General features: G+C 65.9%; 18 protein-coding genes. 1 reads left to right on the plus strand and 17 read right to left on the minus strand.

The window, feature by feature from the left end; genetic code table 11:
• The first annotated feature begins 58 nt into the window (after positions 1-58).
• Positions 59-1,774 carry a diguanylate cyclase domain-containing protein gene (locus tag R4P57_RS16525; RefSeq protein ID WP_317803882.1) on the plus strand — a complete coding sequence of 572 codons (1,716 nt, stop codon included), beginning with the start codon at positions 59-61 and terminating at the stop codon, positions 1,772-1,774.
• Here the strand turns inward: R4P57_RS16525 and R4P57_RS16530 are convergent.
• The 17 genes from R4P57_RS16530 to R4P57_RS16610 form a co-directional block, all read right to left on the minus strand.
• Positions 1,690-2,541, minus strand: coding sequence for a cyclase family protein (locus tag R4P57_RS16530; RefSeq protein WP_317803883.1), 852 nt, complete (start codon positions 2,539-2,541; stop codon positions 1,690-1,692). The genes R4P57_RS16525 and R4P57_RS16530 overlap by 85 nt on opposite strands.
• Before the next feature lie 79 nt (positions 2,542-2,620).
• Positions 2,621-4,588, minus strand: a complete 1,968-nt coding sequence (locus tag R4P57_RS16535; protein ID WP_317803961.1) for a primosomal protein N' — start codon at positions 4,586-4,588, stop codon at positions 2,621-2,623.
• Between the two features lie 147 nt (positions 4,589-4,735).
• On the minus strand, positions 4,736-5,950 hold the full coding sequence (gene metK / locus R4P57_RS16540; protein ID WP_317803884.1) for a methionine adenosyltransferase: 1,215 nt from the start codon (positions 5,948-5,950) through the stop codon (positions 4,736-4,738).
• Between the two features lie 183 nt (positions 5,951-6,133).
• Positions 6,134-7,384: a bifunctional phosphopantothenoylcysteine decarboxylase/phosphopantothenate--cysteine ligase CoaBC gene (gene coaBC / locus R4P57_RS16545; protein ID WP_317803885.1), complete on the minus strand. Its 1,251-nt coding sequence runs from the start codon at positions 7,382-7,384 to the stop codon at positions 6,134-6,136.
• A gap of 23 nt (positions 7,385-7,407) precedes the next feature.
• Positions 7,408-7,713, minus strand: coding sequence for a DNA-directed RNA polymerase subunit omega (gene rpoZ / locus R4P57_RS16550; RefSeq protein ID WP_032377808.1), 306 nt, complete (start codon positions 7,711-7,713; stop codon positions 7,408-7,410).
• Positions 7,714-7,785: 72 nt separating this feature from the next.
• Positions 7,786-8,397 carry a guanylate kinase gene (gene gmk, locus R4P57_RS16555; protein ID WP_317803886.1) on the minus strand — a complete coding sequence of 204 codons (612 nt, stop codon included), beginning with the start codon at positions 8,395-8,397 and terminating at the stop codon, positions 7,786-7,788.
• Positions 8,398-8,402: 5 nt separating this feature from the next.
• Positions 8,403-8,723: an integration host factor, actinobacterial type gene (gene mihF / locus R4P57_RS16560; protein WP_317803887.1), complete on the minus strand. Its 321-nt coding sequence runs from the start codon at positions 8,721-8,723 to the stop codon at positions 8,403-8,405.
• 208 nt (positions 8,724-8,931) lie between these two features.
• Complete coding sequence (gene pyrF / locus R4P57_RS16565; RefSeq protein WP_317803888.1) at positions 8,932-9,759, minus strand: orotidine-5'-phosphate decarboxylase; 828 nt, start codon at positions 9,757-9,759, stop codon at positions 8,932-8,934.
• Positions 9,756-13,130, minus strand: a complete 3,375-nt coding sequence (gene carB, locus R4P57_RS16570) for a carbamoyl-phosphate synthase large subunit (RefSeq protein WP_317803889.1) — start codon at positions 13,128-13,130, stop codon at positions 9,756-9,758. Before carB ends, pyrF begins: the two co-directional genes overlap by 4 nt.
• Positions 13,130-14,260, minus strand: coding sequence for a glutamine-hydrolyzing carbamoyl-phosphate synthase small subunit (carA, locus tag R4P57_RS16575; protein ID WP_317803890.1), 1,131 nt, complete (start codon positions 14,258-14,260; stop codon positions 13,130-13,132). Before carA ends, carB begins: the two co-directional genes overlap by 1 nt.
• Entirely contained in the window at positions 14,257-14,763 is a 507-nt protein-coding gene (locus R4P57_RS16580; RefSeq protein WP_317803891.1) for a transporter, read from the minus strand. Before R4P57_RS16580 ends, carA begins: the two co-directional genes overlap by 4 nt.
• Before the next feature lie 4 nt (positions 14,764-14,767).
• Positions 14,768-16,084: a dihydroorotase gene (locus R4P57_RS16585; RefSeq protein WP_317803892.1), complete on the minus strand. Its 1,317-nt coding sequence runs from the start codon at positions 16,082-16,084 to the stop codon at positions 14,768-14,770.
• Complete coding sequence (locus R4P57_RS16590) at positions 16,081-17,028, minus strand: aspartate carbamoyltransferase catalytic subunit (protein WP_317803893.1); 948 nt, start codon at positions 17,026-17,028, stop codon at positions 16,081-16,083. Before R4P57_RS16590 ends, R4P57_RS16585 begins: the two co-directional genes overlap by 4 nt.
• On the minus strand, positions 17,025-17,612 hold the full coding sequence (pyrR, locus tag R4P57_RS16595; RefSeq protein ID WP_317803894.1) for a bifunctional pyr operon transcriptional regulator/uracil phosphoribosyltransferase PyrR: 588 nt from the start codon (positions 17,610-17,612) through the stop codon (positions 17,025-17,027). Before pyrR ends, R4P57_RS16590 begins: the two co-directional genes overlap by 4 nt.
• A 138-nt stretch (positions 17,613-17,750) precedes the next feature.
• Positions 17,751-18,305 carry a transcription antitermination factor NusB gene (gene nusB / locus R4P57_RS16600; protein ID WP_317803895.1) on the minus strand — a complete coding sequence of 185 codons (555 nt, stop codon included), beginning with the start codon at positions 18,303-18,305 and terminating at the stop codon, positions 17,751-17,753.
• 1 nt (position 18,306) lies between these two features.
• Positions 18,307-18,870 carry an elongation factor P gene (efp, locus tag R4P57_RS16605; protein ID WP_027496978.1) on the minus strand — a complete coding sequence of 188 codons (564 nt, stop codon included), beginning with the start codon at positions 18,868-18,870 and terminating at the stop codon, positions 18,307-18,309.
• Between the two features lie 77 nt (positions 18,871-18,947).
• The gene (locus R4P57_RS16610) at positions 18,948-20,051 is read right to left on the minus strand and encodes a Xaa-Pro peptidase family protein (RefSeq protein WP_317803896.1); all 1,104 of its coding nucleotides are present in this window, start codon (positions 20,049-20,051) and stop codon (positions 18,948-18,950) included.
• Between the last annotated feature and the right edge of the window lie 68 nt (positions 20,052-20,119).

Raw genomic sequence — 20,119 nt, forward strand, 5'->3', positions numbered from 1 at the left:
CTCGAAAGCGCTCGCTCACGAACGAGGGGGGCCTGTGGCCGGATCAACGAGGCGACGCGTGACCGTCGTTCTCGGCTGCGTCCTCGCCATCGTCCTGCTCGCCGGTTCCAATGTTCTCGGCCAGCGAATCTCAGTACTGATCGACGACGTCGCACAGCTCGCGGGTGGTATCACTGCGACGGTCGTCTGCTGGCGGACGGCGTCGAGAAGGACGGGCTCCGAACGGCAGTGGCGCGTTCTGATGGCCGCAGGAATGGCGTGCTGGAGTGCAGGAATGGCGGTCTGGGCCTTCTACCGATCAGCCCTCGACATGCCGCTGCCGACCGCATCGGTCGCCGACGTCGGGTTCTTCCTCTTCCCGATCTTCGCTGTGCCGGCGTTGCTCGCCTTCGTGGGCCTGTCGCCCCGACGGGCGGCCTCAGGTGCACGCCATGTCTGGGTGATGTCGTCGCTCGACGGGGCGGTCGTCGTCGGGTCCCTTTTCGTGCTCTCCTGGGCCACCGTGCTCGGTGCGGTCGTGCACTCGTCGGAAGCCACGTCCATCGAGTTCCTCGTGGCGATCATGTATCCCATCACCGACCTGGTTCTCGTGGCCATGATCGTGCTGCTCGCCGTGATCCCGAAGATCGCGTCGAGATACCGAACGCAGCTCACCCTGCTCGGTGCCGGGATCCTGATGATGGCGATTTCCGACAGCATCTACGCGTATCTCGTCGCCACCGGTGCGGATTTCATGCCGGTTCTGACCGACGGCGGATTCATCGCAGGGACTGCGCTCATCGCTCTCGCGGCCGCCGCCCCCAGAACCGTCGACGACAATCCGTCGCCGCGCGGCTCGTCGCTGCACGGATCGTCGCTGCACGGATCGGAGACCACTGCGCGGGCGTATACCGAGACTGTCACCGGTGAGAGAACGCAGCTGCTGTTGCCGTACGCGCTCATGGGTGCAATAGGGATCGTGTTGGCGATACTGCGTGTGCAGACCGGGGACCTGGATTCGACCGTCGTGGTACTCGGGGTGGCCGTGGTGCTGCTCTCGCTCGTTCGCCAGGTGATCACCCTGGTTCAGAACGACAATCTGCTCCGGAGCCTGTCTCGGGCACAGGCCGAGCTGACGTACCGCGCGCACCATGACGGGCTGACCGGGCTGCTCAACCGGTCTTCGTTCGACGAACACCTTCGAGCGGCGGTGAACGACGCTCGAGCGGGCCGGGTCCGCGCCGCCCTGCTGCTGATCGACCTCGACGACTTCAAGAGCGTCAACGATAGATTCGGCCACGGCGGCGGCGATCGACTCCTGGTCGAACTTGCACGCCGCCTCGACCGATGCGTCGTCGACGGTGTGGTGGCGCGCTTCGGCGGCGACGAGTTCACCGCCCTGGTGTACGCGGACCTCGATACCGGTCGCGCGACGGCGGTCCGCATCGCCGAGGCGATGCGGACAACGCACGAGATCGACGGTCATTCGGTGTCGGTCGGTGTCTGTGTGGGCGTGGTGCAGATCGGTCCGCTCGACCGCAGACCCCACGACACCACGACCGTGGCCGGCTCCGACACCTCCGACGTCGACGAGGACGAGCTGATGCGGCTGGCCGATCGCGCGATGTACAAGGCCAAACACGAGGGCAAGGCCGGTATATACGCCTACGACACAGCAGGCACACTCAGCGCGGTACCGAGCGGTTCCGATCAGGCGATTCTGGGTACCAGACCGAAAATGGTTGCAGGCGAACCGGATCCGGCTCGGTTGATCGGGCCACCGACCAGAACGTAAGCCCCCGTGGTCGGAATCGACTCCAGATTGGTCAGGTTCTCCAGGCTGATCCGACGCCTGTCGTAGAGCTTGACGGACACCGGATAGGTTTCGTCGTTCCCCAGATCGGGTCCGAAGGTGTCGGTACCGAGGGCACCTCTGTCGGCGAGCCTGCCCGTGTCTATCAACCACTGCGCCGCCTCCGCGGAGAACCCGGGTTGGTGCGTCACACCGTCCGCGTCCGCGTTGGCGTAGGCATCGGTCCCCCAGCGTGACGCCCATCCGGTCCACAGAATGACAGCCGCCCCTCGCGGAATGGCTCCATTGACTGCTTCCCAGTTCTGCAGGTCGGCCACCGTCACGGCGTAGTCCGCGTCGGCGGCCGCCCGATCACGAATGTCGATCTTCACCGCAGGCAGAAACAGATCCTCCGGATCGAGCTGGTCGGCGGTAAGCCCACCTTCCTGGAAGTGCGCGGGCGCTCCCCAGTGCGTGCCGGTGTGCTCGCCCTCCTTGACGTACTGGAGGTAGAAGCCGTCGTCCGCGACGGTGAACGCCGTCTCGAGAGAGAATTCCGGATCGCCGGGAAAGATCGGGGTGAGCGCCGGATCGTTGATGTGCGACAGCGACACGATCCGTAGCACTCGATCCAAAGGAACGGCCGGTGACGGTGGCTGCGCCGAGCCGGTACCGGGCAGGGCGTCGGCGGTGGCGGGTGCCACCAGACGGGCCCCGATCACCACTGCCAAACCTGTTGTCGCACGGCGAAAGAGCTGCCTTCTCTTCATATCCCCGACCCACCTCTCATCGGCGCCCCGTGCGCCGCCCCGACGCAACCTTAGGTCACGTCGAGCCAGGACGGCAGGATCAGCCGATTCGAATCGGGTCTATCTGAACCCGCACTCCGCCGCCGTGCTTCTTGGCACTACGAGACGCCTGCGCGGTAGCCAGCGCTCGCGCCAATGCCGCCCCGGTGCTGCGCGGCACGCGTATCAACAGCCGCTGCACATCACCGGGAAGTACGTCCTCACCGCTGCCCGCGGGCGCCCGTTGGCCGTCGGGCAGATCGACCGGTCCGAGTATTTCCACTGCCTCGGGCAGATCTGCACTCTCCACCAACGCGGTGATCGCATCGGTGGTTCCGTCGATCGCCGCGACGTGCACGGCGGGCGGGAACCGTACCTCGACTCGTTCGTCCAACTGACTTCTGGCGTGCCACAGCGGATCCCAGCGAACCAGCGCCTGCACCGTGGGTATCTCGGACTCGGCGACGACGACCACGCGGCCACCTGCCGCCCCCGGCCGGACCAGGGCTGCGGCCGTCATCCACCGACGCAGTGTCTCCTCTGCGGCGCGCAGGTCCGCCCGGCCGAGCAGGGCCCAGCCGTCCAGCAAGAGGGCCGCGCCGTACCCACCGTCGACCGTCGGCTCGGCACCGACGGTGGACACGACCAGACCGGCACCGGGTCGAACGGCGTCGAGCACGGTGGTGCCTCCCGAGTTGTGTACCGGTACGCCGGGAAACGCCCGTCCGAGTTCCTCGGCCGTACGGCCCGCGCCGATCACGACCGCCCGCAGGTTGCGTGATCCGCAGACCGTGCACCGATGCGCGGTGTCGGCGATTCCACACCACGAGCACGTCGGACTGCCGGCTCCGTCGCTCCCCGGGGCGGAGGGCAGGGCCAACGGCCCGTTGCACCTGCGGCACCGAGCCGGATGCCGACACTTCGCGCACGCCAGCGACGGAACGTATCCGCCGCGCGGAACTTGAACCAGCACAGGCGAATCGGCCTTCAGTGCCGCTCGCGCCGCCTCGAATGCGATCGCGGGCAACCGAGCGACACGAGCTGCTGGATCCCGCGCGAGCGCATGGTCCGAGTCTGCCAAGGCCACCACATGGGGTTGACGCTCACGGACCAGCTCACGTGGAGCCACCAGATCGTGTGCCCAACCGGAATCCACGAGAGCTTCCGCCTCCGCCGTCCGCGAGTGTCCGCCGATGACCACCGCTGCCCCGGACACATGCGCTCGGAGCAACGCCACTTCTCTGGCGTGCGGATACGGCGAGCGGGGCTCGGCGAAACTGTCGTCACCGTCGTCCCAGACGGCAATCATGCCGAGAGTGGACACCGGAGCGAACACGGCACTGCGCGTCCCCACCACAACGACCGGGCCCGATCGCAGACCACGCAACCATTGCCGATACCGCTTCGCCGGACCCAATCCGGCCGACAATGCCACCACCCGGTCGGCACCGAGCAGAGCCGTGCAGGCCGTCTCCAGTCGGTCGAGGTCTCGCTGATCTGGCACCACCATCACCGCGGATCGACCGCCGGCGACGGTCACGGCAGCGGCCTCCGCCAACCGCACCGGCCACCGCTCGCCGGGCAACGCCTGCCATACCGCTCGCGGTATGCGTCCCGATGCCAACGCGTCGAGGAAGTTCGGGCCGTGGGTGTAGGCAGACCATGCTGCCCTGTCGATGGCAGGCTCGACCGGCGGCTCGACGACGGGGGTCTGTTCCGCCTCGACTCGGGCGTGGCGGGCCGGGATCGCCAGACGCAGCACGTCCGCTCTGGTCCCGGCGTACCGATCGGCCACGGCCTCGGCCAGTTCCGCGATCTCCGGGGTCAGAACTCGCTCCGCCGACACCACCCGATCGAGCCAGCCGAGCTTGCCGGAATGCTCGGTCTCGGCGAGTCTGGCCAACACGAAACCGTCGACCAGTCGGCCCGCGAACCGCACCCGAACCCGCACACCGGGCTGAGCGTCACTGCTCACCTCCTCGGGAACGAGGTAGTCGAACTCGCGGTCGAGATGCGGCAGCGGCAACATCGGGAGAATGCGCGCGATCGGAAGATCCGACGCCGCCACCCGTGCTACGCCCGCCACCGCACCTCCTCCTCGATTCTCACCCCACACTCGATGTCGGAGCACCGAGGCGGTGCGAGCAGGGTACGTGCAGAACGGTCGCTGCCCAACTCAGAGTCCGGCAGCCTCGCGGAGCTTGTCGGCGCGATCGGTCGACTCCCACGGAAGATCGATATCCGTGCGGCCGAAGTGACCGTACGCCGCAGTGGGCGCGTAGATCGGTCGCAGCAGATCCAGATCACGAATGATGGCACCGGGACGCAAGTCGAACACCTCGCTGATCGCCGCCTGAATACGCGCGGGATCGGTCTTCTCGGTGCCGAACGTCTCGACGAACAACCCGACCGGCGCGGCCTTGCCGATGGCGTACGCCACCTGGACCTCTATGCGCTCGGCGAGCCCAGCCGCAACAGCGTTCTTCGCGACCCAACGCATCGCGTACGCGGCGCTGCGGTCGACCTTGGACGGGTCCTTGCCGGAGAACGCGCCACCGCCGTGCCGTGCCATGCCGCCGTAGGTGTCGACGATGATCTTGCGACCGGTCAGCCCGGCGTCACCCATCGGTCCACCGAGCACGAACTTTCCGGTGGGATTGACCAACAGCCGCACATCGGACGTGTCCAGCGTCGGCACGTCCAACTCTGCGAGCACCGACCCGAGCACCTTCTCCCGAATATCTGGAGTGAGCAGATTGTCGAGATCGATGTCGGCCGCATGCTGAGTCGAGATCACCACGGTGTCGAGGCGAACGGCGTTGTCACCGTCGTATTCGATCGTCACCTGCGTCTTGCCGTCCGGACGCAGGTAAGGCAGCACCCCACTCTTGCGGACCTCGGTCAGCCGCCGAGAAAGACGGTGCGCCAACGCGATCGGCAGCGGCATCAGCTCGGGAGTATCGGTGTTGGCGTACCCGAACATCAACCCCTGATCCCCCGCCCCCTGACGGTCGATCTCGTCGTCGGACAGTCCTTCGACTCTGGCCTCGTGCGAATGATCGACGCCCTGAGCAATCTCGGGAGACTGCGCGCCGATCGCGACGTTCACGCCGCACGAATTTCCGTCGAACCCCTTGGCCGACGAGTCGTACCCGATCTCGAGCACCTTCTCGCGCACGATCTTGGGGATGTCGGCGTACGCGGTGGTATTGACCTCACCCGCGACATGCACCTGGCCGGTGGTGACCAGGGTCTCCACGGCCACACGAGCACGCGGATCCTCCGTCAACAGAGCGTCGAGAATCGAATCGCTGATGGCGTCACAGATCTTGTCGGGATGACCCTCTGTGACGGACTCGCTGGTGAAAAGCCGACTACCGGACTTGCTCACGGACTTCCTCTCGACGCATGTTCCTGCCCGACCCGACGCCTCGCGCCGGTCGGGCACTCCACGAAAAATTGAACGTTCCCTCGGTGTTATGGCCCCTGACGGAGCCAGGCAAACCTCTATGGCACTACACGTGGTGCCCAGCACGGTAGCCGGTGCGACATCGATCGTGCACCCTTGGCATCATCACGGATTCGACTTCGGTCGAGGACTCCGTGCGTCGAGCATCTGCGCCACCGAATCCAGCACGCGGCTCGCGAGAAGCGCTTTGGAGCCCTCTCCGAGCGCAGCCTCGGAACCGTCGGAACCGAGCAACCATCCGTCGTTGTGGTCGACCTCGAATGCCTTGCCGTCACCGACAGCGTTGACGACGAGCAGGTCGCAGCCCTTGCGTTCGAGCTTGGCCCGCGCATAAGTCAACACGTCTCCGTCCGCGTCCCCGGTCTCGGCGGCAAATCCGACGATGACAGTCGACGATTCGAGCTCACCGTCGCGGCGAGCCGACACGAGGCCGGCGAGTATGTCGTCGTTGCGGACCAGCGGGATCGACGACGGCTCGTTCGACCCCTTCTTGATCTTGCTGCCCGCGATGGACTCCGGGCGGAAGTCGGCGACCGCGGCCGCCATCACCACAGCATCGACACCGACGGCAAGTTTGCGAACGGCATCCTGCATGTCGGACGCCGTTTTGACGTGCACCACGTCGACCGCGGCCGGAGCGTCGAGGTCGCTGGTGTACCCGGCGACCAGCGTCACCTGGGCTCCGCGTTGCGCAGCCACTCGCGCCAGTGCGTATCCCTGCTTGCCTGAGCTTCGATTGCCCAGAAAACGGACCGGGTCGAGAGGCTCACGAGTGCCTCCGGCAGACACCAGAACATGGCGTCCTTCGAGGTCCCGAGGGAGCGCATCCGCTCGCTCGGTCACCAGCATCGAGAGCGCGAAGATCTCGTCCGGCTCCGGAAGTCGGCCCGACCCGGTGTCACGTCCGGTCAAGCGCCCCGATGCAGGTTCGATCACGTGCGTTCCGCGCGAGCGCAGGGTCGCGACGTTGGCGACCGTGGCGGGGTGCTCCCACATCTCCGTGTGCATCGCCGGAGCCAGGACCACCGGACACCGCGCGGTGAGGAGGGTGGCCGTCAGGAGATCATCGGCACGTCCCCCGGCGATGCGGGCCATGAGGTCCGCTGTCGCGGGGGCAACGACGAGCAGGTCCGCCTCCTGACCCAGGCGGACGTGTGGGACTTCCGGGACATCCGCGAAGACCCCGGTGTGCACCGGTTGACCGGACAGGGCTTCGAACGTCGCGCGCCCGACGAACTCCAAGGCGGACGCGGTCGGAATCACCCGTACCTGATGCCCGCTCTCGGTGAAACTGCGGATGAGCGAACAACTCTTGTAGGCGGCGATACCTCCGCCGACTCCGACGACAACGTGCAAGTCAGATGTCCTCTGTGAGGTTCTTATTCGCCTTCGGTGTGCTCGAGCAGGTCCGCGTGGATCTCGCGGAGAGCGATCGACAACGGCTTCTCTTGCAGACCCGGCTCGACCAGCGGACCCACGTACTCGAGGATGCCGTCACCGAGCTGGTTGTAGTAGTCGTTGATCTGACGCGCACGCTTGGCTGCGTAGATCACGAGGGCGTACTTGGACGAGGTGCGGGCGAGCAGCTCGTCGATGGGTGGATTGGTGATGCCGAGCGGCGTGTCGTAGGCCGGCAGAGCGCTGCGTCCGTCGAAGTCGGAAACGGCCGCTGAAATGCTGCTCACTGATGATCTCCTGAAATTGCATCGTTGGTGCTACGAACTAGCTGGTCGGGGCCTCGTGCGCCGTGAAACTGGTCAGCTGTTGCCGACCGACGACCTACCGACCAACAAGGATACCAACTGTTCGCACGAATGGTCGACATCGGTATTGACAACCACCGTGTCGAACTCGTCCTGTGCGGCCAATTCCACCCGTGCGGTCTCCAACCTCCGCTCGGTGGCCGCGCTCTCCTCGGTCGCGCGCCCGACCAGACGAGAGACCAGGTCGTCCCATGTCGGTGGTGCCATGAACACCAGCACAGCCTCGGGCTTGGACACCCGTACGGCACGGGCACCGGCCAGATCGAGCTCGAGCAGCACCGGGCTGCCCGCCTCGAGCGCGGCCTCCACGGGTGCGGCCGGAGTCCCCGACCGCTGCAGCCCACCGTGGATACTCGCCCACTCGAGCAGCTCGTCGTCGGCGATCATCCGATCGAACTCGCCGGCCGACACGAAGTGGTAATCCTGCCCGTCCACCTCGCCCGGCCGCGGTGAACGCGTCGTGACCGACACACTGAAGACCAGCTCGGGCAGCGCCGCACGCACGAGCCGAACGACACTGGACTTGCCGACGCCGGAGGGGCCGGACAGCACCACCAACCGGCCGCGCTTGTTCTCCGGGACCGACGTCGCCGCAGTGTCACTCACCGCCGTCAGGCCTCGAAATCGAACTTCGTCAACAGCGCCCTGCGCTGCCGATCGCCGAGACCGCGCAGTCGACGGGTCGGCGCGATCTCCAATTCCGTCATCAACTCCGCGGCCTTGACCTTGCCCACCTTCGGCAGGGCCTCGAGCAACGCGGAGACCTTCATCTTTCCGAGAATCTCGTCCGTCTCGGCATCTTTGAGCACCTGCTTGAGATCGGTGCCGCCGCGCTTGAGACGCTCCTTGAGCTCGGCGCGCGCTTTCCTGGCGATCGCTGCCTTCTCGAGGGCAGCGGCACGCTGCTCGGGGGTCAACTGGGGAAGGGCCACTGTCGGTTCCTCCGTCTTCTCGTCTGGGCGATACGACGCACACGATCGCTGTCGGTACGTCGACCATCGGTGTTCCACTGCCACGGACCGCGGTCGTCAGCGCTCCGCACTGGCGATCCGCACTGTTCGTCGGCAGCGCTAGCGACCGTACCGACGACTCGCGTTCACCGCTCACTCGCCCCCGAGTGCCGGAGCGCGGCAGCGTCGACTATGCGAGACCGGCTTCTATCTCGTCGCGCAACCGCGTCGCCGCGTCGCGCAATGCCGTCACCGACCGGCCTGCCGCCAGGACACCCCGAGAGGAGTTGGGAAGCAACAGCTCACGCGAATCGCGGAAGATCTCAGCGAGATCGGCAACCGTCGCTCCCTGTGCTCCCAGACCCGGCGCGAGGATGGGACCGGTGTAGTTCGACAGGTCGAGACCATGATCACGAGTGGCGCCGACGACCAAGCCCACTGTGTCGGCATCGACGCGATTACGCGTCGACGCCGCATCGACGATGGACTGAGCCACCGACCCGCCGTTCGACGTCGCCGCCTGCTGCAGGGCCGAGCCTTCCGCATTCGAGGTACGGGCCAGCACGAACAGCCCGCGCTGGTGTCGCACTGCTCGATCGACGGTCTCCCCCAGCGAATCGAAGCCCAGGTACGGCGACACCGTGACAGCATCCGACGACAACGGAGAATCGGGTTCCAGCCAGGCCTGCGCGTACGCATCCATCGTGGTGCCGATGTCGCCGCGCTTCGCATCGGCGATCACCAGGGTGCCCGCATCCCGAAGCACACTGACAGTGCGTTCGAGCACCGCGTACCCGGCAGATCCGTACGCCTCGAAGAACGCCACCTGGGGCTTGACGATCGCCACCTCACCGACGAACGCCTCGACGCACAGCTCGGCGAACACCTCGAGACCGTCCGCCGAGCGTGGCAACTCCCACGCCTCGAGCAGCGCCGGATGCGGATCGATACCGACACACAGTCGACCGCGCGCCGCGACCGCGGCGCGCACACGATCCGACCAACTCCGATGGCTCATTCCACTCCCGCATTCCCGGGTCGTTCCGCAGGCTCCACTCCCAGCCCCTGCTTCAGACCCGCATGCAGATCCTGCAACGAGCGAACACCGATTCCGCCGGCGATACCGGCTTCGATGCCCTGCACGGCTGCCGACGCGCCCTGCACCGTGGTGATACACGGAATGTTCTGCGCCACTGCGGCGCTACGGATCTCGTACCCGTCGACGCGGGGGCCGGAGTTGCCGTACGGAGTGTTGATCACCATGGCGATGTCACCGGCGAGTATCCGGTCGACGATGGTCCGCTCCCCCTCCGGCACGTCCTCGCCGGACTGCTTGTACACCTGCTCACATTTGATTCCGTTGCGGCGCAACACATCTGCAGTGCCTTCGGTCGCCAGAATCGTGAAGCCCAGATCCGCGAGTCGCTTCACCGGGAAGATCAGTGATCGCTTGTCCTTGTTGGCCACCGATACGAACACCGCGCCGCCTGCGGGCAACGAGCCGTACGCGGCGGTCTGACTCTTGGCGAAAGCGGTACCGAAATCGAAGTCGATTCCCATCACCTCTCCGGTGGACTTCATCTCGGGGCTGAGCAGAGTGTCCACTCCGGTTCCGTCCGCACGACGGAACCGGTTGAACGGCAACACCGCTTCCTTGACTGCGATCGGGGCTCCGGCCGGGACGGTGCCACCGTCCCCGGTCTCGGGCAGGATGCCTGCGGTCCGCAACTCGGCGATGCTCTCCCCGAGCATCACTCGGGCGCAGGCCTTCGCGAGCTGTACGGCAGTCGCCTTGGAGACGAACGGAACGGTGCGGCTCGCACGCGGGTTGGCCTCGAGGACATACAGGATGTCGTCCTTGAGTGCGTACTGCACGTTGAGCAGGCCGCGGACGCCGATGCCCTTCGCGAGAGCCTCGGTGGACCGTCGGACGTTCTCGATGTCGGTCTTGCCGAGCGTGATCGGCGGCAACGCGCACGCCGAGTCGCCGGAGTGGATACCGGCCTCCTCGATGTGTTCCATGATGCCGCCGATGTAGACCTCGGTGCCGTCGCACAGTGCGTCGACGTCGATTTCGACTGCATCTTCGAGGAATCGGTCGACCAGCACCGGACGGTCGTCCGAGATCTCCGTCGCGTTGGAGATGTACGTGGCGAGTGATGCCTCGTCGTACACGATCTCCATGCCGCGTCCGCCCAGAACGTAGGACGGACGCACCAGCACCGGGTAACCGATGCCTGCGGCGATCTCACGGGCTCCGTCGAACGTGGTCGCGGTGCCGTATTTCGCTGCAGGCAGTCCGGCTGCGTCGAGTACCTTGCCGAATTCACCCCGGTCCTCGGCGAGGTCGATGGCCTCGGGCGACGTTCCGACGATCGGGACGCCTGCGGCCTTCAGTCGCTTGGCGAGTCCGAGTGGGGTCTGCCCGCCGAGCTGGACGATGACGCCCCGCACCGTGCCCGACGCCGCCTCGGCCCGGTACACCTCGAGGACGTCCTCGAAGGTCAGTGGCTCGAAGTACAGGCGGTCGGCGGTGTCGTAGTCGGTGGAGACGGTTTCGGGGTTGCAGTTGACCATCACCGTCTCGTAGCCGGCCTCGGACAGTGTCTGCGCCGCGTGCACACAGCTGTAGTCGAATTCGATGCCCTGGCCGATGCGGTTGGGACCCGAGCCCAGGATGAGCACCTTGGGGCGGTCCGGCTGCGGGGCGACCTCGGATTCGGCGTCGGGGTCGAGCTCGTAGGTGCCGTAGTGGTACGGCGTCTTGGCCTCGAACTCGGCGGCGCAGGTGTCGACCGTCTTGTAGACCGGATGCACACCGAGCTCGGTACGCAGCGCACGCACTCCGTCCTCGCCGTCGAGTTCGGGACGCAGAGCGGCGATCTGGCGGTCGGAGAGACCGTGATACTTCGCCTGCCGCAGCAGCGCCTCGTCAAATTCGGCGGCCTCGCGGACCTGAACGCCGAGTTCGTGGATCTGCTGGAACTGGTCGAGGAACCACGGGTCGATCTTGGTGGCCTCGAAGAGCTGCTCGAGGGTGGCACCCATCGCGAACGCCTTCTCGATTCCGTACATCCGACCGTCCTGAGGAACGGACAGGTCCTCGAGGAGTGCTTCGAGGCTCTCTGCCTCGACCTCGGGGCCGGTCCAGTACCCCGCGCGCTTGGTTTCGAGCGAGCGCATCACCTTGCCGAAGGCCTCGGTGAAGTTGCGGCCGATGGACATCGCCTCACCGACGGACTTCATCGTCGTGGTCAGCGTGCCATCGGCACCGGGGAACTTCTCGAACGCGAACCGCGGAGCCTTGACGACCACGTAGTCCAGGGTCGGCTCGAAGCACGCCGGGGTCTCGCGGGTGATGTCGTTGACGATCTCGTCGAGGGTGTAGCCGATGGCCAGCTTGGCGGCCATCTTCGCGATCGGGTAACCGGTTGCCTTCGACGCCAGAGCCGACGAGCGCGACACGCGCGGGTTCATCTCGATGACGACGAGGCGCCCGTCCGCCGGGTCCATCGCGAACTGGATGTTGCAGCCACCGGTGTCGACGCCCACCTCACGCAGGATGTCGATGGAGAGGTCGCGCATCTTCTGGTATTCGCGGTCGGTCAGCGTCATGGCCGGGGCGACGGTGACCGAGTCGCCGGTGTGCACGCCCACGGGATCCACGTTCTCGATGGAACACACGATGACCACGTTGTCGCGGCCGTCACGCATCAACTCGAGCTCGTATTCCTTCCAGCCGAGGATGGACTCCTCGATGAGGACGTTCGCCGTGGGCGAGGCCGACAGCCCGCCGCCGGCGATCCGGGTCAGATCCTCGTCGTTGTAGGCCAACCCCGAACCGAGACCACCCATGGTGAACGACGGGCGAACGACGACCGGGAAGCCGAGCTCGACTACGGTCTCGCGGACCTCGTCCATCGTGTAGCAGACGGCCGACTTGGCCGACTCGCCACCGACCTTGGCGACGATGTCCTTGAACTTCTGCCGATCCTCGCCGCGCTGGATGGCGTCGAAGTCGGCACCGATCAGCTCGACGCCGTACTTGGTGAGAATGCCCTGATCGTGCAGCGCTACAGCGGCATTGAGCGCCGTCTGTCCACCCAGGGTGGCGAGTACAGCTTGGATGGGGTGACCCTGCTCGGCCTCGCGCGCGAAGATCTTCTCGATGAACTCCGCGGTGATCGGCTCGACGTAGGTGGCGTCGGCGAACTCGGGGTCGGTCATGATCGTCGCGGGGTTGGAGTTGACGAGGCTGACGCGGAGTCCTTCCTCGCGCAACACTCGGCAGGCCTGGGTGCCGGAGTAGTCGAACTCACAGGCCTGACCGATGACGATCGGGCCCGATCCGATGACCAGGACGTGGTTCAGGTCTGTGCGGCGTGGCATTACTTCTTCTCCTGAAGGACGCTGGTGAAACGGTCGAAGAGGTAGGCGGCGTCGTGCGGACCCGCCGCGGCCTCGGGGTGGTACTGCACGGAGAAGGCGCTACCGCCGATCAACTCGACGCCCTCGACGGTGCCGTCGTTGGCGCAGGTGTGACTGATGCGGGCGCGGCCGAAGTCGGTGTCGAACTCCTCGCCCGCTTCGCCTTCGAGTGCGAATCCGTGATTCTGCGCGGTGATCGCGATACGGCCGGTGGTGTGCTCGATGACCGGGATGTTCATGCCGCGGTGGCCGAACTTCATCTTGTAGGTGCCACGGCCCAGTGCCCGCCCGAAGATCTGGTTGCCGAAGCAGATACCGAACAGCGGCAGCTCACGTTCGAGTACCTGTCTGGTCAACGCGACACTGGTGTCGGCCGTGGCCGGGTCGCCCGGTCCGTTGGAGAGGAAGACGCCGTCCGGGTTCAGTTCCAGAACCTGCTCGATGGTGGTGTTCGATGGCACCACGTGCACCCGGATACCGCGCTCGGCGAACATCCGAGGAGTGTTGGTCTTGATACCGAGATCGACTGCGACGACGGTGAATCGAACATCTCCGGCCGGCTCGATGGTGTAGCCGGCTCCAGTGGTCACTTCACCGGCGAGATCGGCGCCGAGCATCGACGGTTGGCCGACCACCTGATCGAGCATCTCGTCCGAGGTGCCGAGCGCGTCGCCCGAGAACACTCCCGCTCGCATCGAGCCGCGCGTGCGCAGGTGACGTACCAGGGCGCGCGTATCGATTCCGGCGATGCCCACGACGTTCTGGGCCTCGAGCTGATCCTGCAGAGTTCCGGTCGAGCGCCAACTCGAGGTGCGGCGCGCCGGATCTCGGACGACGTATCCGGCGACCCAGATCTTGTTGGGATCCTGGGCGCTGGCGGCTTCACCGTCCTCTTGGTTCCAGCCGGTGTTGCCGATCTGCGGCGCGGTCGCGACGACGATCTGTCGGTGATAGCTCGGGTCGGTGAGTGTCTCCTGATACCCGGTCATTCCGGTACAGAACACGGCCTCGCCGAGGGTGCGCCCCTGTGCGCCGAATGTGGTGCCGCGGAATGTCCGGCCGTCCTCCAGAACAAGAACTGCGCTGCTCACGCGGTTTCCTCCTTGGTTTCTCCGGTGGAACTCGCTGTCCACACCGGGTAGATCTGCTTGTCGTCGGCCCTGAAGCCCGTGTCTATCTCGGTCCCCGTCGGGAGCTCCCAGCGAATGACCAGGAGCCCGTCCTTGGTCATGACCTTGCCTGCCAATCCGCGTTCGGTGCGGATGGCGCGAATCGATTCCGCCGGAATCCAGATGGGAGATTCACCGTCTCGATCGAGCAGGATGCCCTTCTCGTATCGCGACAGTTCACCGGTGGCGCGGTGGCCGATGTCGCCGACGGCGATGCGGTCCTGCCAGCTCGGCGCGATGGTGCTCCCGACGTACAGGCCGGTGCTCGGCTCGATGTGGGTGGCACCCAGATCGTCGGGCACGCCCGGGAATTCACCGATTCGCTCTTCCTGGCGCTTCTGCCGTCCTCGCCAACCCCAGAAGATCAGCGCGATCATCAGCGCCCAGAACAGGATGAATCCGATGACGATGAGAACTCTGTCCACGGCTCTACTCTCCCGCTCTGTTCGTCACGACTCCGCCGCTGACGGTGATTCGTCCGCGCAACACCGTCGTGGTCACCTTCGAGGAGAAGGTCATGTCCTCGAACGGCGTGTTGTGTGCGACGCTGGCCAGTTTCTTACCCGAGACCGTCCAGCTCGCATTCGGGTCCACCAGCGTGAGATTGGCGATCTCGCCGACCTCGATGGGCCGTCCCTGATCGGCCAATCCGACGATCTGGGCGGGACGCTCGCTCATCACCCGCGCCACGCCGCGCCAATCGAGCAGTCCCGGTGTCACCATCGTGTCGACGACGATGGACAGTGCTGTTTCGAGCCCGAGCATCCCGGGACGGGCGATCGAGAACTCACAGCACTTGTCCTGTTCGGCATGCGGAGCGTGATCGGTTGCCACACAATCGATCACACCGTCGGCCAAGCCCTTACGCAGGGCGTCTACATCGGACTTCTCGCGTAGTGGTGGATTCACCTTGTTGATCGCGTCGTACGTCTCGAGCCGCGAATCGTCGAGCAGCAGGTGATGCGGGGTGACCTCCGCGGTGATCGAAATTCCCTGTCCGCGTGCCCATTTCATCAACTCGACGGTGCCGGCGGTGGATGCATGGCAGATGTGCACCCGTGCACCCGCGTCACGTGCGAGCAGGGCGTCCCGTGCGACGATCGATTCCTCGGCCGCGCGCGGCCAACCGGCCAGTCCGAGCCGCGCCGCTGTTGGCCCCTCGTGTGCGACGGCACCGACGGTGAGCCGGGGCTCCTCGGCGTGCTGGGCGATGAGCACGCCGAGCGAACTCGAGTACTCCAGTGCCCGACGCATGATCAGTGGATCGTCGACGCAGTGGCCGTCGTCCGAGAACATCTTCACCCGGCCGATTCCGGCTGCCATCGTGGCCATCTCGGCGAGCTGCTTGCCCTTCAATCCGACGGTGATCGCACCGACCGGGTGGACGTCGACGAGGCCCACTTCTTGTCCCCGACGCCAGACGTGATCGGTGACCACCGCCGAGTCGGCAACCGGATCGGTGTTCGCCATCGCGAACACTGCGGTGTAGCCGCCCAGAGCAGCTGCTGCCGAACCGGATTCGATCGTTTCGGTGTCCTCGCGGCCGGGCTCGCGCAGGTGCGTGTGCATGTCGACGAATCCGGGCAGCAGAATCTGGCCGCGGGCATCGACGACCTCGGCACCGTCGGCGTCGAGGTCCGAACCGATACCGGCGATCTCCTCACCGGTGATCAGAACGTCGATTTCGGGGCCCTCGCCGTACAGCAGCACGCCGCGGAGTAGGACGGAAGTCGCGGATGCACTCACGATGCGCCCCCGTCCGAACCGACCAGCAATCGGAACAGCACCGCCATCCGCACGTGAACTCCATTCGTAACCTGTTGCAGGACTGCAGTTTTCGGAGAATCGGCCACCGAGGACGCGATCTCCATACCGCGCAGCATCGGACCCGGGTGCAGTACGACGGCATGCTCGGGCAGCAGGTCGAGCCGGCGCTGCGAGAGCCCGTACGTGATCGAGTACTCGCGAGCGGAGGGAAAGAACCCGCCGTTCATTCGCTCGGCCTGCACTCTGAGCATCAGCACAGCGTCCAGACCGGGCAGTTCGGCGTCGATGTCGTGCGAGACCCGCACCGGCCAGCCGGTCACTCCGACGGGCAGCAGGGTCGGTGGTGCGATCAGCACCACCTCGGCACCGAGCTTGGCCAGCAGAATCGCATTCGAGCGCGCCACCCGGCTGTGCAGGATGTCGCCCACGATCGCGACTCGTCGGCCGGCGATACTACCCAGACGTTGACGAACCGTCAGAGCGTCGAGCAGGGCCTGGGTGGGATGTTCGTGCGTACCGTCGCCCGCGTTGATCACCGCCGGGCCATCCGAACTTCCTTGATCGGCGGTCCACTGAGCGATCTGGTGAGCAGCACCCGACGCCGGGTGCCTGACGATGAGCGCGTCGGCTCCGGCAGCACGCAACGTCATCGCGGTGTCGCGGAGCGACTCCCCCTTCGACACCGACGAGCTGCTCGCGCTGACGTTGATGACGTCGGCGCTCATCCACTTGCCGGCCACCTCGAACGAGACGCGAGTACGCGTCGAGTTCTCGAAGAACACCGTCATGATGGTGCGTCCGCGGAGTGTCGGCAGCTTCTTGACTTCGCGGCCGAGCAGCGCCTGCTCGAATCGTTCGGCTTCGTCGAGAAGCTCGGTGGCCGATTCGGCCGTCAGGTCGGCGACCGAGAGCAAATGCTTCATCGAGCCGATCCTCCCTCGGACAGGCTGACACCGTCGCGGCCGTCGTGTTCCGAGAGCAGCACCGACACGTCCTCGGTGCGCGCTGTGGGGACGTTCTTGCCCACGTAGTCCGCACGGAGGGGAAGTTCGCGGTGACCGCGGTCGATGAGAACCGCCAGCTGCACGGCACGGGGGCGGCCGAGATCCCGTAGCGCATCGAGCGCGGAGCGGACTGTTCTGCCCGAGAACAGCACGTCGTCGACCAGCACGACCAACGCGTCGTCGACTCCGCCTGCTGGTACCGACGTCCGCTCGAGTGGGCGGTGCGGCTTGTTCCGCAAATCGTCGCGGTACAGGGTGATGTCGAGCGACCCCAGCGGGGGCCGCACGCCGGAGAATGCCTCGATGCGTTCGGCGAGGCGCTCGGCCAGGGTCGTGCCGCGAGTGGGAATGCCCAGCAGGACGACGCGCGGCGAGTCGGCCGCGTCGAGAGCAGTTTTCTCTATGATCTGATGGGCCATGCGGGAGATGGTGCGTCCCACATCGGCCGAGGACAGCAATTCGCGAACGGCGGGGTCAGCGGACGAGCTTTCGGGCGCAGGCAAACTACGACCTCCTTCTCCGCCTCTCTGGACGGATCGTTAAAGGATGTCTGACAGAACTGCGTAGAGCCTAGCAACGCTCTGCGAACCATGACCAGCAGGCTCGCAGAGCGTTCGGTCACACGAGCGTCGAACGTCCGATCACTGCTCGGCGTCGACCGACGCTGCACCGGACGCATCGGACTGCGTACGGCTCGAAACCGCCGCGGCCGCGGCGCGTACCTGTGGCGCGACCAGGACGATCTGACCCAGCACGCCGTTGACGAAGCCGGGCGAATCGTCGGTGGACAGCTGTTTGGCCAGCTCGACGGCTTCGTCGACGGCCACGACCGGTGGCACGTCCGTGGCATGGAACAACTCCCACACCGCGACGCGCAGGATGGCCCTGTCGACTGCAGGTAGACGGGTGAGCGTCCAGTCCTTGAGGTGATCGGCTATCACGCCGTCGAGTCGATCGAGATTCTCGGCGACGCCCTCGACCAACGTCTTGGTGTAATCACTGACCGGAGCGATCGTGTCGTCGCCGCGTGCGAGTTCGATGCGCTCGGTGGTCAGGTTCACCGGGTCGACGTTGCGCGCCTCCGCCTCGAACAGAAAGTCCACCGCACGCTTACGGGCCTTGTGGCGCGCACCGAGCTTCTTCGCACCGGGGGCACCGTTCTGCGAGGCGGAGGATGTCGACTTCTTCGATGACACGTTAGGAGTTCACACGCCCGAGGTAGTTTCCGTCACGCGAGTCGACCTTGAGCTTGTCGCCGGTGTTGATGAACAGCGGCACCGAGATCTCGGCTCCGGTCTCGAGGGTCGCCGGCTTGGTGCCGCCGGTGGAGCGATCGCCCTGCAGGCCGGGATCGGTGTGCTTGACCTCGAGCTCGACGGTGACGGGAAGCTCGACGTACAGCGGAACGCCCTCGTGCATGGCGACCTGAACGCGCAGGTTCTCGAGCAGGAAGCGCGCGCCGTCACCGACGGTGGCCTCACCGATCGAGAGCTGGTCGTAGGTGTCGGCGTCCATGAACACGTAGTCGCTACCGTCGTGGTAGAGGTACGTCATGTCGCGGCGGTCGACCGTTGCGGTCTCGACCTTCACACCGGCGTTGAACGTCTTGTCGACGACCTTGCCCGAGAGCACGTTCTTCAGCTTGGTCCGCACGAATGCGGGTCCCTTGCCGGGCTTGACGTGCTGGAATTCGATGATCGACCACAGCTGGTTCTCCAGGTTGAGAACCAGTCCGTTCTTGAAATCGCTGGTGGAAGCCACTTGCTTCGCGTCTCCTCAATCGTTTGTGCGCGTGACGCGCCGTCGGTCACGGGCTTGGATTCGCTCCCGCCCGCGCGCTAGACGGACGTGAGTTCCTTGCTTGTCAGGGTGAGCAGTTCCGGACCCCCGTCGCGAACGACGAGTGTGTCCTCGATCCGAACGCCGCCGCGACCGGAGAAGTAGACACCCGGCTCGACGGTGACCGCTGCACCGCTCAGCAGTGTACCGGTGCTCGTCTTCGCGATTCCCGGCGCTTCGTGGATTTCCAGGCCAACGCCGTGGCCGAGCCCGTGGAGGAAGTACTCCCCGTACCCTGCGTCCTCGATCACCGAGCGCGACGCGGCGTCGACCGAGGCGGTGGTCACTCCCGGTGCCAGCGCTTCCCGACCGGCTGTCTGCGACCGCTGCACCAGCTCGTACAGATCGCGCTGCCACTGCACGGGAGTCCCGATGACGAAGGTCCGAGTCATGTCCGAGTGGTAGCCGCCGACGAGTGCACCGAAGTCGAGCTTGACGAAGTCGCCGTCGGCCAGCACAGCATCGGTCGGCCGGTGATGCGGGACCGCCGAGTTGGCTCCGGCAGCGACGATGGTCTCGAACGAGATGGCATCGGCACCGTGGTCGAGCATCGACGACTCCAGCTCGCGGGCGACCTCACGCTCGGTCCGACCGGCACGGATGCCGCCCCCACCGATCAATCGAGCCAGGGCGTCGTCGGCGGCCCGGCAGGCGTCCCTGAGCAACCCCACCTCGAACTCGTCCTTGACCATGCGCAACGACTCCACGACGCCCGGTGCGCGCACCAATTCCGCAGCGCCGTCGAGCTCGGACCACGCGCGATGAGCGTCGACGGTCACCACGTGGCTCTCGAAACCGATCCGCCCGCCACGACCCGACACACCCGAGCGAAGCAGGTGTATCGCCGACGCCCGATCGATCTCGGCCCGCAGATCCGGCACCTGCTCGGCCACCTGAGTGACGTACCGACCGTCGGTGCAGATGACCGTCCGATCCTCGTCACCGGCCGAATCGGCCACCGAGACCAGCAACGCGGCGTTGGACCCGGTGAAGCCCGTCAGATATCGGACGTTGAGAAGATCGGTGATCAACATCGAATCGAGTCCGTCGGCGGCCATTAGTTCTCGTAGGGCACCACGACGGGCACCGAAATCGGCAGGCATGCCTTCGACATTACCGGCCGTTCCACAGGCGCCATTCCACTCGACCAGGTCATCGAACTTGTGGGCCC

The sequence above is a fragment of the Rhodococcus sp. IEGM 1330 genome (genome assembly GCF_033142445.1).
Classification (GTDB): domain Bacteria; phylum Actinomycetota; class Actinomycetes; order Mycobacteriales; family Mycobacteriaceae; genus Rhodococcoides.

Coding starts and splice junctions, on each gene's coding strand:
- R4P57_RS16590 (WP_317803893.1), bottom strand. CDS start 17,028: ATGAAGCATTTGCTCTCGGTCGCCGACCTGACGGCCGAATCGGCCACC.
- pyrF (WP_317803888.1), bottom strand. CDS start 9,759: ATGAGCCATCGGAGTTGGTCGGATCGTGTGCGCGCCGCGGTCGCGGCG.
- carB (WP_317803889.1), bottom strand. CDS start 13,130: ATGCCACGCCGCACAGACCTGAACCACGTCCTGGTCATCGGATCGGGC.
- R4P57_RS16535 (WP_317803961.1), bottom strand. CDS start 4,588: ATGTTGCCGCTGCCGCATCTCGACCGCGAGTTCGACTACCTCGTTCCC.
- R4P57_RS16610 (WP_317803896.1), bottom strand. CDS start 20,051: ATGCCTGCCGATTTCGGTGCCCGTCGTGGTGCCCTACGAGAACTAATG.
- R4P57_RS16530 (WP_317803883.1), bottom strand. CDS start 2,541: ATGAAGAGAAGGCAGCTCTTTCGCCGTGCGACAACAGGTTTGGCAGTG.